We start from the raw sequence: 17,130 nt of genomic DNA on the forward strand, positions 1-17,130 counted from the left end.
CCGTCGCAGTGGCGGTTCGAGCAGCGTTCTCGCGCGGCGCGTCGATTACCGGATCACGTCGACGCCGTGCTGTTTCTCGACCTCTTCGCGGCCGCCGTCGCTGTGCGCGTTGGAGCCTCGCGTCCGCGAGCCCGCCTCCTCGACGTTGTTGCTCGCGTCGAAGTCGGCCTGGTTGAATCCCTCGATGCTCTTGCGGGACTTGTCGGCCTGCTTCTGAGTCGTCGGACCGAGCACCTGCGCGCTCTGGACGCCGGTCATGATCGCCATGACCCGCACCTTGCCCTTGTAGTTGTCCTGGATCCGCGCGCCCCAGATGACGTTCGCCGAGGCCTCGAGACGCTCGGTGATGTTGTCCGCGATGCCCTCGGCCTCTTTCAGCGTGAGGTCGGGGCCGCCAGTGATGTGGACCAATCCGCCGGAGGCGCCGCGGTAGTCGACGTCCAGCAGCGGGTGGTTCATCGCGTCCTTGACGACCTCGTCGGTCTTGTTCTTGTCCTGGGTTTCGCCGACCAGCATGACGGCAACGCCGCCCTGGTTCATGATCGTCGACATGTCGGCGTAGTCCAGGTTGATCAGCGAGGGCTGGGTGATCGTCTCCGAGATGCCCTTGACGGTCTCGGCGATGATCTGGTCCATCACCGAGAACGCCTTGCCGATCGGGAGGTTCGGGACGTAGTCGAGCAGTCGATTGTTGTCGAGTACGATGATCGAGTCGGCCTGCTCGCGCAGTTTCTCGAGGCCTTCCTCGGCCTTGACCGTACGCGCACGTTCGACGTTAAAGGGCGTCGAGACCATGCCGACGACGATCGCACCCTGCTCCTTGGCGATCTTGGAGACGACGGGAGCGGCACCGGTACCGGTTCCGCCACCCATCCCGGCGGTCACGAACACGAGGTCCGCGTCGCCGAGGACCTCCTTGATCGTGCTCTGGGCCATCTCGGTCGCGCGTTCGCCCATCGATGGGTCGCCGCCAGCGCCGAGCCCGTTGGTGAGGGACTTGCCGACCAAGATCTTCGTGTCGGCCTCGATCATCTTCAGGTGTTGCTTGTCCGTGTTGATCGCCACGGTGTCGGCACCGTCGACGCCGATGTTGTACAGCCGGTTGATCGTATTGTTACCCGCACCGCCCGCACCGACGATGACGATTCGAGGTTCACCGAACTCGTCCTCGTCCATGTCTTCCATCTCGCGGGACTCCTGTTCGGCGTTTTCGAGTGCGTCTTGAACGATATCCTGCATCGTTACACCTTGGCCCAGTTGTGTTTGCCGGACTGCTCGCTCGGTCCGTCGCTCTGTTCGTTGATCATCTCGCGAACGGCCGACCGGATCGCTTCGCTCCGGTTCGGGAACTCGCCCGAGTCGACCAGTTGTTCGACCTCCTCGATCTGCTGTTTCGGAATTCGCAGTGTCACACGCTCCATTGTTGTATTCCCCTTGGGGTAAGACGGCGCGCGCCCCTGTCAGACGCGGCGTGTCTTACACGGAGCCGCCCGACATCGGGCGTTTTTCGGTGTTTGCCGACCGTTGTAAGACGACCGTCTTACGCGAATAAGTGGAATACTGCCATACACAATAAAACTTTCGTCGGACACGACTATCCGTGTCTTACATAGGTCCTTATGACGGAGTGTCACGTCCAAGCACGTCCGCCGCCGGCGTCCGACGACCGCAGCCGGGACAGAACGACCAGTCCGAACGGACCTCGTCACCGCACTCACAGAACAGCCGCCGCGACGCCTTCTCCCCGCAGTTGGGACAGAAGACGTGGTCGTCCGCAACCTCCTCGCCACACTGTCCACACTGGACGGGACCATCGTCTACCGCCGGCTGCTCGTCCGTAGTGGCGGGGGCGGTGTTCTCAACCTGATCGTCCGACTGATGGGTGACGCTACGCTCGCGGTCGCCCGCGGGTTCTGGCCGCTCGTCGCGGGCGTCGTCCGCGAGCGAAACGGTAACGGAAACCTCGTTCGGTCCGCGGCGGTCGCGCGTGCGGGCACCCCGATCATCTAGCTCCCGAAGGCGTTCGTCGATCCGTTCGTCGACCCGCCGGCGAATCAGTTCGTCGATCGCGCCCGTCCCGGCCTCGCTCGCCGCGCCGTCACGTTCCGACCGCCCGTCGGCCCCGAGATACGAGCGCAGCGCCTCTCGCATCGCTTCGCTCTTGGAGATCTCGAGCGCCTCGAGTTCGTCGACGAGGTCGTCGTCGGCGCGGAACGTGATTTTACTCATTCAGAGCTACGCGAGTATTGAAACTCCAACTATATCAATCATGTTGATCGCGCTGTAAGACACGGCGGTCGCACCGACGCGAATAATAACCCTTATGTGACCGACGGCGACTATGTTGAGGTACGCCCGCCCTTAGCTCAGACTGGTAGAGCAGTCGACTGTAGATCGACTTGCCCCCCGTTCAAATCGGGGAGGGCGGATTTTTCAGGATTCCAAACGACGAGCGGAGCGAGTCGCTGGAATCCCGAAAAGGAGATCCCAACACGATTTGAACATGAGAGTCGCACGCTCGCGAGCGAAGCGAGCGAGACCGTCTCTCAACTGTTCAAATCGGGGAAAGCGGAATGTTTTCCTCACGAACTACATTCGACCGGAAACAGTCGGTTTCCAGCCTCGGCGACCCACATCAATTTATTGGGTCAAATAACCGATCAAACTCGCACCGTGCGTCTCAACGGAGACAGCAACTGAAGAGTCGTATCGGCAGGTTGCTGTCAGACACCGATTGGCGGATCAATCGAAGACGTGGACGTCGCCGGTCAGGTTGTCCTCGATGTAGTCCCAGTTATAGTCGACGCCGAGTCCGGGGCCGTCTGGGACTTCGACGCGACCGGTCTCGTCGATGGCCTCGAGTTGGTCGGAGTACCCGCCCTCGTAGATGGGCGGCGTGGTGTTGTTGCAGTCGGGATGGACCAGCGCGAGTTCGTAGTAATTCGTATTCCGGGTGGCGGCGATACAGTGGCGGTGGGCTGGCCCGGGCGCGTGGAACTCGACGTCCAGCCCGAACGCTTCGGCCATGTGGACGACTTTCATCGCGCCGGTGATGCCGGCGTCGTACTCGGGATCGGTCCGGACGAAGTCGGTCGCGTCGTTGACGACGAAGTCCGCGTGAGGTTCCAGCCCGCGGACGTGTTCGGTCTGGAGAAGCGGCGTCTCGAGCATCTCGCCGAGTTTCCGGTGGCCGTGCTGGGAGATGCCGCCGTCGCGGTAGGGATCCTCGTACCAGAAGAAGTCGTGATCGTCGCAGGCGCGGCCGACCTTGAGCGCGTCCGCGAAGGTCTCGTACTCGCAGGCCGGATCGAACATGAGATCCATCTCGTCGCCGACGCGCTCGCCGACGGCGTGGACGGTCTCGACTTCCCGCTGGATGTCGCGAGCTTCGTCGCTGCCGCCCCAGCCGTGGATCTTGAACCCCTGGTAGCCCAGCTCGAGACACTCCTCGGCGAAGTCCGCAAACGCCTCCGGCGAGTCGAGGCCCCCGTTCTCGTCGCCGTGGTAGGTGGAGGCGTAGGCCGGAAATTCAGTCTGGTAGGTGCCGAGCAGCTCGTGGATTGGCGCGTCGTAGTACTTGCCGGCGAAGTCCCACAACGCGATATCGAGCGGCCCGATCCCCATCCGGTCGTACTTGCGGAGCGCGCGTTTGATCTCGCTCCAGTGGCGCTCGCGCTTCAAGGGGTTCTTCTCGACGAGGTACTCCGCGTACGTCTCGATCTGGTCGGGCGCGGTCGACGTGACGAGAACGTACTCGCCGGTGACGTCGACGTCGGTGTGAACCTTGAGCGCGAGTTGGGTCGCCTGGAGGGTGGAACCCGGTTCGTACACCAGGTTGAAGCCGTTGCCGTCCGTTCCAAGGTCTTCGAGGGGATACTCGAACTCCATCGTCTCGACACGCGTAATTTCCGGGGCCATGCTCCCACCAATCTGAACAAAGTCGCTTAAGCGCTCCGTCTGCGTCCTATATTTACCGCTTGTCGAGTCGCTTCAGACAAGCGTGTGCGAACAGGTTTCCCGATCCGGAGACGTCGCTCGATCGGCAGGGAGGTGAGGGCGATGTCTGCGCTCGTCCCGGCGCGCGAACTGTATGACACGCGGATCGGACGCCGTCGTCCATCCCGCCTGTCGCGACCGATTCCGACGCTCGCCGTGTGATCGAGCAGCGTGAGATTCGGGCAGATTCTCAGTTCGTGCGAGTAGAGATCGCATACGGGGGGATCGGTGACGGTCGCCCGGAATTGCGAGCGCGGCCGCGACGTCGACGCTGTCGCCTGGGATCGTCGGCTCCTCGAGCGAGGGAGAGGGGCTTGCTAGCAGTAGGCAGAACTATTATTGATATATCTATCGAATGGTAGAACGGGCTGGAGTGGTAGGTGATAGTGGTGGTTCCCTCCAGCCCAGTTTCCTATTAGGAATCGTTGCCCTTTAACTCTACGACACTAGTTAACACACGACGGTAAACGCGCCCAAATATTTCAGAACGTCCACTCGGGAGGGGTTTGGCTCGCTCCCGCGGTGATCGCCGCCAGCGCGCATCGGGCTCTTGATCGAGTAGAGGTCCCCGAACGCGGCGTCGTGTCGGCTGGCCCGCTCGAGACGATCGACCGTTCTACGCGCGAAGCCGGTCGATCAGTTCGGGAACGTCGATTCCTGTGTCGTCGACCGCGACCCGCGTCCCGTTGACGGCGAGAGCCGTTCTCGACTCCCTCGGACGAATGTCGACGGCGGTGGAAACGGGATGTCCTGCGGTGGACGAGAACGTCGTCGGACGACAGCCCGACATGATCGCGACCGATCCACGAGCGGGGCGTTACGCCGCGTCGTCGGCCGCCAGCAGCGTAAACGAGAACGTCGCGCCCTCACCGGGCTCCGACTTGACCCAGATCTCGCCGCCGTGGCGTTCGACGATCCGCTCGCAGAGCGCCAAACCGATTCCGGTTCCAGCGTGTTCGTCGCGGCTGTGGAGACGTTGAAAGACGTCAAAGATCCGCTCCTGGTCTTCGGCCTCGAGGCCGATCCCCTCGTCCGCGACCGAAATCGTCCACCGGTCGCCGCGGCGCTCGGCGGTGATCTCGATCCGCGGCGGCTCGTCGCCGCTGTACTCGATGGCGTTGTCCAGCAGGTTCTGGAAGAGTTGGCGCAACTGGCCGGCGTCGCCGTCGACGCGGGGCAGCGGCTCACTGCGGATTTCGGCGTCGTGCTCCTCGATCGTGAACTGCAGGTCGGCGAGGACCTCTTCGAGCACGGCGTCCAGGGCGACCGGCTCGAGGGGGTCGCCTCGCGTATCGACCCGGGAGTACTCGAGGAGGCCCTCGATCATCGCCTTCATGCGCTCGGCGCCGTCGACGGCGAACTCGAGGAACTCCCGCCCGTCCGCGTCGAGATCGTCACCGTAGCGGTTCTCGATCAGTTGCAGGTAGCTCGAGACCATCCGCAGGGGTTCCTGCAAGTCGTGGCTGGCCGCGTAGGCGAACTGCTCGAGGCGCTCATTTGACTCTTCGAGTCGCTCGACCAGTTCCTCGAGGCGGCGCTCGCGCTCGATCCGCTCGGTGATGTCGCTCATGGTGACGACCCCGCGGATCACGTCACCGTCCTCGTCGCGGATCGGCATCCCCTCGAGTTCGACGATCCGTTCCGTGCCGTCGGCGTCGATCTCGACGACGTCGGGTTCGGCGACCGCCTCGCCGGCGGCGACCCGGGCCGGCGTCATCTCCTCGGGGGCGACCGGCTCCCCGGAATCGGCCCACCGGACCGGATACCGCGCGTACTCGTCGACGGAGTCGGCGTCGAAGACGTCGCCGCCCCAGATCTCGTGAGCGACGTCGTTGGCCTCGACGATCTCGCCGTCGGCGTTCGCGACGACGACGCCGACCGGCAACACGTCGAACAGCGTCTCGAGTTGCTCCGCGTACCGCTCGAGTTCGCGTTTGCGCTGGTTTCGGTCGGTGACGTCGCGGACGACGCCGACGCGACCGACGTCATCGCCGATTTCAAGCGGCTGAAATCGACTCACGACTGGGATCGGCTCGTCGTCGGTCAGGAGCCGTTCCTCGAGTTCGGCGGCGTCGGTCTCGCCCGCGAGAATCTCCCGCTGGAGGTCGTCGCCCTTCGCGACCTGCTCCTCGCCAAACGCGACCGACGCGTGGGTGCCGATCAGCGACTCCCGATCGGTCCCCAGCATCGACGCGAACGCCTCGTTGACCGTGACGAATCGGCTGTCGCTGTCGAGGACGTAGACGCCTTCGTCGACCGTCTCGACGATCCGGCGGTACTGCTCGAGCTCGCGCTCGCGTCGCTTGCGCTCGGTGACGTCGGCGATGATCCCCTCGAGGTCGATCAGCGTTCCCGAGTCGTCGAAGACGCCGCGGCCGTACGACCAGACCCAGCGTCGGTCGCCGTCGTCGGTCTCGATCCGGTAGGTCTCCGAGAACGGTTCTCGATCGTCGATCGCCCGCTGAACCGCGTTCCACACCCTGTCGCGGTCCGCCTCGACCATGATGTCCTCCCCGTAGCTGACGTCGCCGCGCTCGAGGGCCGCGGGGTCGTAGCCGGTGATCTCGAGGCAGGCGTCGCTGACGAACTCCATCGGCCATCCCCGCTCGTTGCGACAGCGATAGACCATCCCGGGGACGTTGTCCATCAGCGTCGAGAGCTGGCGCTCGCGTTCCTCGAGTTTGCGCTCGTACTGGCGGCGCTCGGTGACGTCGCGGGCGACGGCGAGGACGTACTCCCGGTCGAGTTCGATGTAGGCGGCGTTGACCTCCACGGGGTAGGTGGTGCCGTCCTTGCGCCGGTGGGTGCCACCGAAGGTGAGCTGGCCCTCGTCGCGAAGCTCCTCGACGAACGACCGCCACGCCTCGTGGTCGGGAATCTCGGTCTCGAGATCGGGGACCGTGAGATCGAGGAACTCCGACCGCGAGTAGCCCCGCCGCTCGCAGGCGGTGTCGTTGACGTCGAGGTACCGGCCCGTCTCCGGGTCGACCACCAGCACGCTGTCGGTGGAGTGATCGAGCAGGGTTCGAAACAGCTCGAGTTCGCGCTCGCGTTCCTTGCGTTCGGTGACGTCGCGATCGGAGACGATGATGGAGACGACCTCGCCGTCGTCGTTCGTGACGGGCCTGAAGTAGCCGCTCAAGGCGTATCGCTCCCCGTCGGGGCGAGTGAGGTCGGCCTCGAAGTCGACGTACTCGCCGGCCGCAGCCTGCTCGGTCCACCGTTTGGCGTCGGCTCTCGCGTCGTCGCCCTCGCCCCACCACGGCGTCTCCCAGAACAACTCGCCGGTCACGTCCTCGAGGTCGGCGTCGATGTACTCCATGGCCGTCCCGTTGATGTCGAGGACCGTCCCGTCGGGCTCGAGCAGTCCGACGAGGATGTTCGGGTCCTCGAAGACCGCCTCGTACCGGCGCTCCTTCTGCTGGAGTTCGCGCTCGCGGGCCTTCCGCTCGGAGACGTCGCGGATGATGCCGGTGAAGTACCGCTCGCCCTCGTACTCGACCTCGCTGAACGAGACCGCCAGCGGGATCTCGGTACCGTCGGCGCGAACCCCCGGCAGTTCGACGTACTCCCAGTCGAGCGTCTGGCCGCCCCCTTCCAGATACCGAGTCAGCACCTCGCGGTGTCGGTCGACCAGTCGGTCGGGCATGAGCGTCGTCAGCGACTCGCCGACGAGGTCGTCCGGCTCGTAGCCGAAGACGGTCTCGACCGCGGGGTTGATCGTTCGAATCGTGCTCTCCCCGTCGATCGTAACGATCACGTCGCTGGCCGCCTCCGTGATCGCGCGGTACTGTTCCAGTTCGCGGTCGCGCCGTCGTCGCCGTCGTCGCTCGCCGACGTCCCGGACGATGACGATGGCCCCCTGCGACTCGCCGTCGTCGGTCAGCGGCCCGATCCGGAGCTCGCACGGGATCGAGTCGCCCTCGCCGGTACGGATCGTCGCCTCGAGGTCGAACGGCTCGCCTCGTCGGTCGCGCGTCGCCGCTCGCTCGGCGAGTCGTTCCTCGAGTCGTTCGGCGTCGGTCTCGGAGAGCACGAACGAAACGTGTTCGCCGCGGAGGTCGTCGCGCTCGTAACCGACCAGTTCGCGGAAGTCGGCGTCGACTGCGACGAAGCGACCGTCAGTATCGAGCTGGTAAACACCGCCGTCGACGGTCGCCACCAGCGTTCGAAACTGCTGGAGCGCCTCCGCGTCACCGTTCCAGTCCGCGTCGGAGGCCCCCACTCGTTCACTCATATGGTCGGAAAAGACCGGCGGGTCGGATAAGTATCACGCGCGATTCGCTCGACCGACGGTGCTGTCGCCTCTCCCGGAGCGGTCGTCCAGTGTGCATGGCGATCCGACCGACGGACGTGGCGTCGTCCGGCCCGGCCGAGCCATCGAACCGACTGCCAGCGTTCACTCGTCGGTCGCGTCGACAGCCGGCAGCGTAAACGAAAACGTCGCGCCCTCACTGGGCTCTGGCTCGACCCAGATCTCGCCGCCGTGGCGCTCGACGATCCGCTCGCAGAGCGCCAGTCCGATCCCCGTCCCCTCGTGTTCCTCGCGAGTGTGCAGCCGCTCGAACACCTCGAAGATGCGGTCGGTGTCCTCCGGATCGATCCCGATCCCCTCGTCCGCGACCGAGATCACCCACTCGTCGCCGCTCTCCGCGGCGACACCGTCCGCTGGCGGATACTTCTCGTTCGAGCCGTCCGCAGCCGCGTGGCCGGCCTCGCGGTGCTCAGCGGTGATCTCGATCCGCGGCGGTTCGTCGCCGCTGTACTCGATGGCGTTGTCCAAGAGGTTCTGGAACACCTGCCGGAGCTGGTTGATATCGCCCTCGACGCGGGGGAGCGGCCCGATCTCGATCTCGGCGTTCTCGTCTTCGATCCGGAACTGCAGATCGGCGAGGGCCTCGTCGACGACCCGCTCGAGGTCGACCGGGTCGAGCGGGTCGCCGCGGGTGGTGACCCGGGAGTACTCGAGCAGGCCCTCGATCATCGCCTTCATCCGGTCGGCGCCGTCGACCGCGAAGTCGATGAACTCCGCGGCGTCCTCGTCCAGCTCGTCTTCGTACCGCGACTCGAGCAACTGGAGGTAGCTCGTGATCATCCGCAGGGGCTCCTGGAGGTCGTGGGAGACGGCGTAGGCGAACTGTTGGAGGCGCTCGTTGGACGCCTCGAGTTTGCGCCGGTACGCCCGGCGCTCGGTGATGTCGGTCGCGATGCCGACGACTCGGACGATCTCGCCGTCGTTGCGGACCGGAACGGCCTGGGCGTGGACCCACCGGACGGAGTCGTCCGGCCGAACGATGCGGAACTCCTCGTCGTATTCGGTCTCGGGCAGGGCCGCGTAGGCCTCCCGAACCCGCTCCTGATCGTCCGGGTGGATCGCCTCGAGAAGCGAGTACGGCTCGTCGTAGAGCGACTCGCAACTTCGGCCCCAGACGTCCTCGTAGACCGGGTTGATGTACAGCATCTCCTCGGTGTCGGGCGTCGACATCCAGACGGTCTCGTCCAAGTTCTCGGCGAGGGTTCGGAACTTCGCCTCGCTCTCCCGGAGTTCCTGCTCGCGCTCCTTGCGCTCGGTGACGTCGCGGAAGTAGACCGAGACGCCGCTCTCGGAGGGATAGACGGTCGCCTCGATCCAGAACCCGAGCAGGTCCGAGTAGTGTTCCAGCCCGGTCGACTCCTGCGTTTCCATCGCCTCGTCGAAGCGGTCTCGAACCTGCTCGAGCTCCGCCGTCTCCGGGTAGACCTCCCCGAGGCGCCGACCCAGCAGTTCGTCCTCGGGGACCCCGAGGAGCTCCGCCGCGCGTTCGTTGACGTGCGTGAAGCGGTACTCCTCGTCGACCGCGTAGAACGCGTCCGAGACCCGTCCGAACACCTCGCGCAGTTCGCTCTCGAGTTCGCGTTCGCGCTCCTTGAGGTCGGTGACGTCCTCCACGGCGGTGACGACGCGATCGATCGTGCCGTCGTCGTCGGCGATTGGGGCGGCGCTGACTGACAGCCAGTGTCGCTCCCCGTCCCCGTCTTCGCCCCCCTCCGGGCGTTCGACCCGCAGCACGCGATCGTAGATCGGTTCTCCCGTCGCGAACGCCCGGGACGACGGGTACTCCTCGGCCGACAGCCGTCGGCCGTCGTCGTCGTATAGCAGCCTATCCTCCCGGGAGAACGTCTCCGGCTCCTCGGTTCCGAAGAGTTCGGCGGCGCGGTCGTTGATCCGCGTGATCTCCCCGTCGGCGTCGAGCACGAGGCCGCCCACGGGAATGGTATCGAGAATGCGGTCGGTCAGATCCCGCTCGCGCTCGAGGTGGCGCTCGTGGCGGAGCCGATCGAAGGTCGCCTCGAGGCTCGAGGCGACGACCCGCGCGAGCATCCGGTCGCCCTCGTCGAAGGCGCCGCGCTCCGCGGAGCTGATGAAGGCGACGCCGTGGTCCCCGATGGGCAGGATCATCTCGCTGCCGATCGGCGTGTCCGGATCGTACGCGTCCGGCGCCGCGCTCACGTCGGCGTGAAACGCCGGCTCGCCAGACTCGAAGACGTGCCAGGCGATCCCCTCGTTCGGTTCGAACGTCGGCAGGTCGCCCAGCAAGCGCTCGGTCGCCTCCGTCCAGCTCGCGGGTCGGAGCGCCGTCGCCTCGTCGTCGTAGAGGTAGATCCCGTTGAGCGTCATCCCGAGGATGTCCCGGAGGTGGTCCGAGGCCCGCTCGGCGACCGCCTCGCGCGAGGACTCCTCGAGCCACTCGCTGACGGCTTCGTTGAGCCGGCGCAACTGGGTGGCCCGGCGGTGTCGGTCGGTGACGTCGTAGTAGAGTTCGATCCGCCCGCCGGCGTACCGGCCCGACTCGATCGGTCGGCTCCGGTGCTCGAGCCAGCGTTCCTCCCCGTCGGAATCGGCCGTGACGTGACAGTCGAAACGCTCGTCGTAGCTGTTGTCCTCGTAGGTCGCGAGGACCGTGTCGGCGAAGGCGTCGCCGTCGGCGACGCGGTGGCGGATCGTCTCGTCGATCAGTTCGCGCTTGTCGCGACCGATGACCGCGTCCCGGTCGAACCCGAAGTACTCGCCCGCGGTCTCATCGGCCCAGGCGACGTCGAAGGAGTCGTCGAGGATGAAGACGCCCACGTCGGCCTCGTCGAGAACTGTGGTGATCGTCTCGTAGGACTCCATGGCCGTCTCGGCACGCTCTCGGCTGCGTTCCAAATCGGTGACGTCGCGGGCGACGCCGACCGTCCCGCGGAACTCGCCGTCCTCGAGCAGTGGGTTCACTCGAAGCTCGGTCGGGATGCGATCGCCGTCGGCCGTCTCGATTGCGACCTCGAAGACGCCGGCGGCGTCTCGGTCGGCCAACAGTTCCTCCCGGATCCCGCGTTCGATACGCTTGACGTCGTCCGCGTCGAGGATCCGGGAGACGTGGTGGCCGATCAGCTCGTCGCGCGCGTAGCCCGTCCGGTCGACGATCACGTCGTTGACCGCAACGACGGTGCCGTCGGCGTCGAGTTGGTAGAGGCCGTCGTCGATCGTGTTCACCAGCGTCCGGTAGCGCTGGAGAGCGGTGGTCTCGTCCGCGTCGTCCCAGAAGTCCCCGCCGCGTTCCCCCGCTCGTTCACTCATACACCCAGTAGAGACCCCTGATCAGAAAAGTTCCACGTACGCTCGAGGGCACTCGGAAGGTAGAAGGGGTATTCGATCATTCGATCGCTTCGGCTCGCACCGCCCGTCAGTCGAGCGAGAGTCCCGAGGCGTCGTCGTCGACGGGGGTGAATTCCGTGGATCCGCACTGGCAGCCGTCCCGTTGCCCGATCGGTCGAAACTCGCCGGCGGTGATCTCGAATGCCGCATAGAGGGCGCCGCACTCTTCGCACATTGCAATCGTTCGTCGATTCTCCTCAGGCATGCGTCATCTCTCTCGAGAGGGGCACAAAGTATCCTCTGCGAGGACAATCGTAACGACAGCACTGTTGTCACGGCTGTAACAACGGGGCAATCCCGACGACCACAGGCGATCGCTGGCCGGCCGTTTTTCACTCGGCCGACGGTAGCACGGCGTATGAGCGAGGACGGTCCCAGCCGCGACCGGGCACAGGACAGCGCCGAACAGCGGAAGTCCGAGCGGGCCGAGACGACCGAGTCGATCCTCGAGGAGGTCGGCCGCGACCTCGGCGAACTCGAGTACCCCGTCACGAGCGAGGAGCTCGCCTCGGAGTACGCCAACGAGGCGATCGACATGCCGAACGAGACGGAGTCGCTGGGCAGCGTCTTCGACCGCCTGACCGGCGAGCAGTTCGACACCCCCGAGGAGGTCCGGGAGGCGGTCTACGGCGAGGTCACCGGCGAGGCCGGCAGCCCCAACGAGGCCAACGCCGAGCGAGACCTCTCGAGTCTCGACGAGGAGAAGCAGGGGTCGCTCGGCGAGAGCGGCGGCGACTCGCTGTGAGCCCTCGCCGGCCGTGACGCGGTCGGCCGCCCGCTCTCGATTGTGATAGCAGAACGGATTTACGTCCCGGTCCCCTGTTCTCGCGTATGGATTACGAAGCGAGTCTCGACCGGGCGATGGACGACGTACCGGACATCGGCGGCGACGAGGAGCGACTGCAGATCCCCGACGCCGTCCCCCAGAAGGACGGCGCGTTCACGCGCTTTACAAACCTCGGCGAAATCGCCGACGTGCTCTCGCGCGATGACGAACACCTCCACCGGTTTGTCCAGCGCGAACTGGGTACCAGCGGCAAACTCGAGGACGGCCGCGGTCGGTACAACGGTACCTTCTCCGAGCAGGACTTCAACGCGGCCATCGACGCCTACGTCGACGAGTACGTCCTCTGTTCGGAGTGTGGCCTGCCGGACACCCGCCTCGTCCGCGAGGACCGCACCCCGATGCTTCGCTGTGACGCCTGCGGTGCGTTCCGCCCCGTCACCAAGCGCTCGACCAGCAGCCAGCAGCAACAACAGCAGGACGCCGTCGAGGAGGGCAATACCTACACCGTCGAGATCACCGGCACCGGACGCAAGGGCGACGGTGTCGCCGAGAAGGGCGAGTACACGATCTTCGTCCCCGGCGCCGAGGAGGGCGACGTCGTCGACATCTACATCAAGAACATCTCCGGCAACCTCGCGTTCGCCCGCCTCGACTGAGGCCGGTCGTCCGCTCTCTGGAACGCTATCGCAGCCGCCGAACCGATTTACACGCCGATCGCGACGGTATCGTGCGATCAGAGACGCGATGATGCTCAGCGGCTGCGCTCGTTTTGCGACCGTCCCGCCGTCGGCGCCAGCCGCTGCTCCCCGTCGGGGAGACGAATCACCTTCTCGCGGCCGATCCGGTAGCGCTCGATCACGCCGTCGTCCTCGAGCGACGAGAGGAGTTCGCTGATCGTCGACGGCGACCAGCCGTACTCGTCGACGAAGCGCCGTTGCTTGAGTCGGCCGCCGTGTTCGGTCAGAACGACGCGGACGTACTGAGCCGGCACGCAACCGTGCTCGAGGATCTCGCTCTGACTCGTGGGACCGGTTGTAGGGTCGAGCAGGGCGGCTCTCGACCCCGGAGACGATTTCGGACTCGGATCCGAACCGGACTCGAGTCGCGTGCCGTCGTCGTGGTCGCGATCGGATTGGTCGTTTCGATTGGGCCCGCTGTAGTGATCAGCGCGGTCCCAGCCCGTCGAGTCGAGTCGGTCGTGACGATTGTGGTGCGGATCGTCTACGGGCGTCGGCTCGTCGACGGCGGTATCGGAACTGGAGCCGACACGAACCAGTGATTTGACCGTTTCGAGACTCGCTTGGACGGTACGCCGAACGCGGCGGACGAATCGGGAGGTGGAGGGGAATCGTCGGGACATCGGGGAAGCCTCGATCACTATCCTGGCCGTGGTCGTTACAAATCTTTTCCCGCCGCCGATCGATTGCGTTCCGACCGCGAAATTAAAGTCAGTTTGTGCTAGTTACACACTCATGGGAGTATCGTTCGACCTCTTCGGGACGCTCGTGACCGCCGAGAGACCGTCCGACCCGGCCGCAGCCGTAGCCGAGGAACTCGCGGACCGCGGCGTCGCGGTCCCAGACGACTGGAGCGAGGCCTACGCCGAGACCCACGTCGACGCCCCCGAAGGCGCCGAGGTGCCGCTGCCGGCCCACGTCTCGCGCGCGCTCGCGAGCCGCGACGTCAGCTACGAGCGCAATGCGGCCCGGCGAGCGGTCGTCGCGGCGTTCGATCCGACGGTTGAGACCAGACCGGGCGCCGTCGAGGCCGTCGCGGCCGCCCGCGAAACGGGGCCGGTCGCGATCTGTTCGAACTGCAGCGTCCCCGAACTGGTCGGTCGCACCCTCGTCCGCTCGGCCTTCGAGCGTGACGACTTCGACGCGATCGTGACCAGTGTCGGCTGCGGCTGGCGCAAACCCGCGCCTCAGATCTTCGAACTGACCGCCGATCGCCTCGGCGTCGATCCCGCCGACCTCGTCCACGTCGGCGACGATCCCCGGGCCGACGGTGGCGTCGAAGCCGTCGGCGGAACGGCGCTGTTACTCGAAGAGCGCTCGCTCGAGGCGATTGCGGAACGCCTCTCGGCCCGCGGGGAGTCGCGCCAATCATGACTCCGCGGCGGGACGGTAGGGGTGAGGGAGGGGCCGTGAACGGAACGCGGACTCGTACTCGTACTCGCGAGCGGGAGCCGGAGGGACGACCGTGCTACTGACGACGATTGCGCTGTTCGGGCTGGCCTTCAGCCTCGACCTGCTGGTCGGCGAGCCGCCGAACGCGCTCCATCCGGTGGCGTGGTTCGGTCGGCTGGTCGGCGCGCTCGACCGGGAGTGGGCCGGTACCGAGCGCGGCCAGCGACTGGCCGGCGTCGGGATCGCGGTGCTCGCGCCGCTGTGTCCCGCGGTCGTCGCGGGCGGCGCCGTCGCGCTGGCCGGCGCCCTGTCGCCGCTCGCCGGGGCCGTCGTCGCCGGCCTCGTCCTCTTTCTGACGACCAGCCTGCGCTCGCTGCTCGAGTTGACCCGGGCGGTCGTCGACGCCACTGCGGCCCCTGCGACCGCTGCGACGGCCGAGACAGACGGCGCCGGATCCGAGCCCGACGTGGACCTCGAGACGGCCCGCGAGCGGGTTCGGGGCCTCGTCGGTCGCGACACGTCGACGCTCTCGGCGGCCGAGATCCGCAGCGCGGCGGTCGAGAGCGCTGGCGAGAATCTCGCGGACGGACTGGTCGCGACGCTCCTTCCCTTCGCCCTCCTCGCGCCGCTGTCGCTGCCGGCCGCCGCAGCCGCCGCGGCGTGGGTCAAGGGCGTCAACACGCTCGACTCGATGCTCGGCTATCCCGCGAAGCCACACGGCACCGCGAGCGCGCGACTCGACGACCTCGTGATGTGTCTCCCCGCGCGGCTGGCCGCGGTCACCATCGCCGTCGGCGGCGCCGACCCGCTCGCGCTCTGGCGGGCCAGGAGGTGGGCCCAGGACCCGCCCTCGCCCAACTCCGGGTGGCCCATGGCCACCCTCGCCTGCGTTCTCTCGGTCCGACTCCGCAAGGCGGGCGTGTACGACCTGAATCCCGAGGCCGACCTGCCAACGGTCGCGGACGGCGAGCGGGCCGTCACCGTCGTCGGCCGGGCGGCCGTCGTCGGCGTCCTCCTCGCCGTCCTTCTCGCGGCGGCCGTGATCGCGATCAGCCCGTCGCTCGAGGGGACGCAGCCGGTCCCGACGGGTCCAACGGCCGGCATCGGCGCCGCGCTCGGCGCGGAAGCAGAGATCCTCACCAACGCACTCGCTGTGTCGATGATTACGTTGCCGGGGCTCGAGGTGATACCCGCGTGATCGGGGGCGGGATCGCCGCCGTCCGTGGCGCGCTGGGCTTTCTGACGCGACTGCCGGTTGGCCACCGCGACGGCGACTGGGCGGCATTTCGCTCGAGTCCGGCGACGTTCCCGGTCGTCGGCTACGTTGCGGGCGCGCTGGCCGCCGTCCCCCTGCTCGCGACCGAGGCGCTCCCGGCCGCGACCGTCGCGCTGGGCTACCTGCTGGCCGTCTACGCCGTTCTCGGGATCCACCACCTCGACGGGGTCGCGGATCTGGGCGACGCGCTCGTCGTCCACGGCGACCGCGAGCGCCGCCGAGAGGTCCTGAAGGACACGACGACCGGCGTCGGCGCGCTGCTGGCGGTTTCCCTCGTCGTCGCCGCGCTGGCGCTGGGTGGGCTCTCCCTCGCCGGACTCCCTCCCCGCCGCGCGATCGGCGTCGCGGTCGCCGCTGAAGTCGGGACGAAACTCGGGATGGCCGCGATGGCCTGTTTCGGGACGGCGAGCGACGAGGGGATGGGCCGGCAGTTCACGACGGCGTCCGATCCGCTCTCGTTCGTCGCACCCACACTGATCGCTCTGCCAACCGCCGCGCTGACGTGGCCGAACCCGGCGGCAACGGTCGCCCTCGGCGGCGCCCTCGCGGGGATCGGCCTCCCCTGGTACTGGGCGACGCGCCACCTCGGCGGCATCAACGGCGATATCTTCGGCGCAGCCAACGAGATCGGCCGCGTCGCCGGCGTCCACCTGGGGGTGATCGCGTGGACACTGTTGTGATGTGCGGCGGGAAGGGGACCCGCCTCGAGAGTCCCCGCGAGAAACCGCTGCACCCGATCGACGGGGTCGCGATGGTCGACCGCGTGCTCGCCGGGCTCGAGGCGAGCCGCGTCGACGCCGTGTACGCCGCCGTCTCGCCGAACGCCCCCGAAACGCAAACGCACCTCGAGGCGACCGACGGGGTAACGACGATCGAGACGGCCGGCGACGGCTACGTGGCCGACCTGATGGCCCTGCTCGAGCAGCCCGCGATCGAACCGCCGATACTCACCGTCGCCGCCGACGTCCCGCTGCTCGCGGTGACCGTCGTCGATCGGATCGTCGAGACTTATCGCGACTGCGAGACCACCGCGTCACTGACCATCGCCGTCCCCGTCGCACTCAAGCGCCGGCTCGACGTCAGCGTCGACGCGACGCTCGAGTCGGACGACCACCTCGCGCCGACCGGGGTCAACGTAGTCGGCGATTCGAACGAATCCATGACACGCGTACACTACGACCCGCGACTCGCGATCAACGTGAACCGACGCGAAGACGCCCCCATCGCGACAGCCCAGCTGTCCGCGACGGCCACGGAGGACCGCTGA

At 66.7% G+C, this 17,130-nt stretch carries 14 protein-coding genes and 1 tRNA gene; 7 read left to right on the forward strand and 8 right to left on the reverse strand.

Going from position 1 to position 17,130, the window contains the following annotated elements; all coding sequences use genetic code 11:
- Positions 1-45 precede the first annotated feature (45 nt).
- The 3 genes from ftsZ to EH209_RS04815 all read right to left on the reverse strand — a co-directional run bounded on the left by ftsZ (position 46) and on the right by EH209_RS04815 (position 2,229).
- Positions 46-1,239, reverse strand: a complete 1,194-nt coding sequence (ftsZ, locus tag EH209_RS04805) for a cell division protein FtsZ (RefSeq protein WP_126661786.1) — start codon at positions 1,237-1,239, stop codon at positions 46-48.
- A gap of 2 nt (positions 1,240-1,241) precedes the next feature.
- Positions 1,242-1,421 (reverse strand): ribbon-helix-helix domain-containing protein, encoded by a 180-nt coding sequence (locus EH209_RS04810; RefSeq protein WP_008894261.1) that lies wholly within the window; start codon positions 1,419-1,421, stop codon positions 1,242-1,244.
- A 196-nt stretch (positions 1,422-1,617) separates the two neighbouring features.
- Positions 1,618-2,229 carry a double zinc ribbon domain-containing protein gene (locus EH209_RS04815; protein WP_126661787.1) on the reverse strand — a complete coding sequence of 204 codons (612 nt, stop codon included), beginning with the start codon at positions 2,227-2,229 and terminating at the stop codon, positions 1,618-1,620.
- Between the two features lie 126 nt (positions 2,230-2,355).
- Here EH209_RS04815 and EH209_RS04820 point away from each other — a divergent pair.
- A tRNA-Tyr gene (locus EH209_RS04820) sits at positions 2,356-2,429 on the forward strand.
- 313 nt (positions 2,430-2,742) lie between these two features.
- Here the strand turns inward: EH209_RS04820 and EH209_RS04825 are convergent.
- The 4 genes from EH209_RS04825 to EH209_RS23900 form a co-directional block, all read right to left on the reverse strand.
- Entirely contained in the window at positions 2,743-3,918 is a 1,176-nt protein-coding gene (locus EH209_RS04825) for an enolase C-terminal domain-like protein (RefSeq protein WP_126661788.1), read from the reverse strand.
- Positions 3,919-4,813: 895 nt separating this feature from the next.
- Positions 4,814-8,233 (reverse strand): PAS domain-containing sensor histidine kinase, encoded by a 3,420-nt coding sequence (locus EH209_RS04830; RefSeq protein ID WP_126661789.1) that lies wholly within the window; start codon positions 8,231-8,233, stop codon positions 4,814-4,816.
- Between the two features lie 162 nt (positions 8,234-8,395).
- Positions 8,396-11,593, reverse strand: coding sequence for a PAS domain S-box protein (locus EH209_RS04835; RefSeq protein WP_126661790.1), 3,198 nt, complete (start codon positions 11,591-11,593; stop codon positions 8,396-8,398).
- A 106-nt stretch (positions 11,594-11,699) separates the two neighbouring features.
- On the reverse strand, positions 11,700-11,846 hold the full coding sequence (locus EH209_RS23900; protein ID WP_164721971.1) for a hypothetical protein: 147 nt from the start codon (positions 11,844-11,846) through the stop codon (positions 11,700-11,702).
- Between the two features lie 183 nt (positions 11,847-12,029).
- Here EH209_RS23900 and EH209_RS04840 point away from each other — a divergent pair, with 183 nt between their 5' ends.
- Positions 12,030-12,416, forward strand: coding sequence for a DUF5789 family protein (locus EH209_RS04840; protein ID WP_126661791.1), 387 nt, complete (start codon positions 12,030-12,032; stop codon positions 12,414-12,416).
- An 86-nt stretch (positions 12,417-12,502) separates the two neighbouring features.
- The gene (locus EH209_RS04845) at positions 12,503-13,114 is read left to right on the forward strand and encodes a translation initiation factor IF-2 subunit beta (RefSeq protein WP_126661792.1); all 612 of its coding nucleotides are present in this window, start codon (positions 12,503-12,505) and stop codon (positions 13,112-13,114) included.
- Between the two features lie 95 nt (positions 13,115-13,209).
- Here EH209_RS04845 and EH209_RS04850 read toward each other — a convergent pair whose 3' ends face one another.
- On the reverse strand, positions 13,210-13,818 hold the full coding sequence (locus EH209_RS04850; RefSeq protein WP_126661793.1) for a helix-turn-helix transcriptional regulator: 609 nt from the start codon (positions 13,816-13,818) through the stop codon (positions 13,210-13,212).
- A 112-nt stretch (positions 13,819-13,930) separates the two neighbouring features.
- On the opposite strand from EH209_RS04850, the gene EH209_RS04855 reads away from it, so the two are divergent.
- From EH209_RS04855 to EH209_RS04870, 4 genes are all read left to right on the forward strand, one after another.
- Entirely contained in the window at positions 13,931-14,569 is a 639-nt protein-coding gene (locus EH209_RS04855) for an HAD family hydrolase (protein ID WP_126661794.1), read from the forward strand.
- A 91-nt stretch (positions 14,570-14,660) separates the two neighbouring features.
- Positions 14,661-15,785, forward strand: coding sequence for a CobD/CbiB family cobalamin biosynthesis protein (locus EH209_RS04860; RefSeq protein WP_126661795.1), 1,125 nt, complete (start codon positions 14,661-14,663; stop codon positions 15,783-15,785).
- Entirely contained in the window at positions 15,782-16,543 is a 762-nt protein-coding gene (gene cobS / locus EH209_RS04865) for an adenosylcobinamide-GDP ribazoletransferase (RefSeq protein ID WP_126661796.1), read from the forward strand. The genes EH209_RS04860 and cobS overlap by 4 nt, the downstream gene beginning before the upstream one ends.
- Positions 16,543-17,130 carry an NTP transferase domain-containing protein gene (locus EH209_RS04870; protein WP_126662523.1) on the forward strand — a complete coding sequence of 196 codons (588 nt, stop codon included), beginning with the start codon at positions 16,543-16,545 and terminating at the stop codon, positions 17,128-17,130. Before cobS ends, EH209_RS04870 begins: the two co-directional genes overlap by 1 nt.

This window comes from Haloterrigena salifodinae (assembly GCF_003977755.1).
GTDB lineage: Archaea > Halobacteriota > Halobacteria > Halobacteriales > Natrialbaceae > Haloterrigena > Haloterrigena salifodinae.

What these genes read in the sequence shown, in the direction of transcription:
- ftsZ (WP_126661786.1), bottom strand. Translation starts at nt 1,239, where the DNA reads ATGCAGGATATCGTTCAAGACGCACTCGAAAACGCCGAACAGGAGTCC.
- EH209_RS04810 (WP_008894261.1), bottom strand. Translation starts at nt 1,421, where the DNA reads ATGGAGCGTGTGACACTGCGAATTCCGAAACAGCAGATCGAGGAGGTC.
- EH209_RS04815 (WP_126661787.1), bottom strand. Translation starts at nt 2,229, where the DNA reads ATGAGTAAAATCACGTTCCGCGCCGACGACGACCTCGTCGACGAACTC.
- EH209_RS04825 (WP_126661788.1), bottom strand. Translation starts at nt 3,918, where the DNA reads ATGGCCCCGGAAATTACGCGTGTCGAGACGATGGAGTTCGAGTATCCC.
- EH209_RS04830 (WP_126661789.1), bottom strand. Translation starts at nt 8,233, where the DNA reads ATGAGTGAACGAGTGGGGGCCTCCGACGCGGACTGGAACGGTGACGCG.
- EH209_RS04835 (WP_126661790.1), bottom strand. Translation starts at nt 11,593, where the DNA reads ATGAGTGAACGAGCGGGGGAACGCGGCGGGGACTTCTGGGACGACGCG.
- EH209_RS23900 (WP_164721971.1), bottom strand. Translation starts at nt 11,846, where the DNA reads ATGTGCGAAGAGTGCGGCGCCCTCTATGCGGCATTCGAGATCACCGCC.
- EH209_RS04840 (WP_126661791.1), top strand. Translation starts at nt 12,030, where the DNA reads ATGAGCGAGGACGGTCCCAGCCGCGACCGGGCACAGGACAGCGCCGAA.
- EH209_RS04845 (WP_126661792.1), top strand. Translation starts at nt 12,503, where the DNA reads ATGGATTACGAAGCGAGTCTCGACCGGGCGATGGACGACGTACCGGAC.
- EH209_RS04850 (WP_126661793.1), bottom strand. Translation starts at nt 13,818, where the DNA reads ATGTCCCGACGATTCCCCTCCACCTCCCGATTCGTCCGCCGCGTTCGG.
- EH209_RS04855 (WP_126661794.1), top strand. Translation starts at nt 13,931, where the DNA reads ATGGGAGTATCGTTCGACCTCTTCGGGACGCTCGTGACCGCCGAGAGA.
- EH209_RS04870 (WP_126662523.1), top strand. Translation starts at nt 16,543, where the DNA reads ATGTGCGGCGGGAAGGGGACCCGCCTCGAGAGTCCCCGCGAGAAACCG.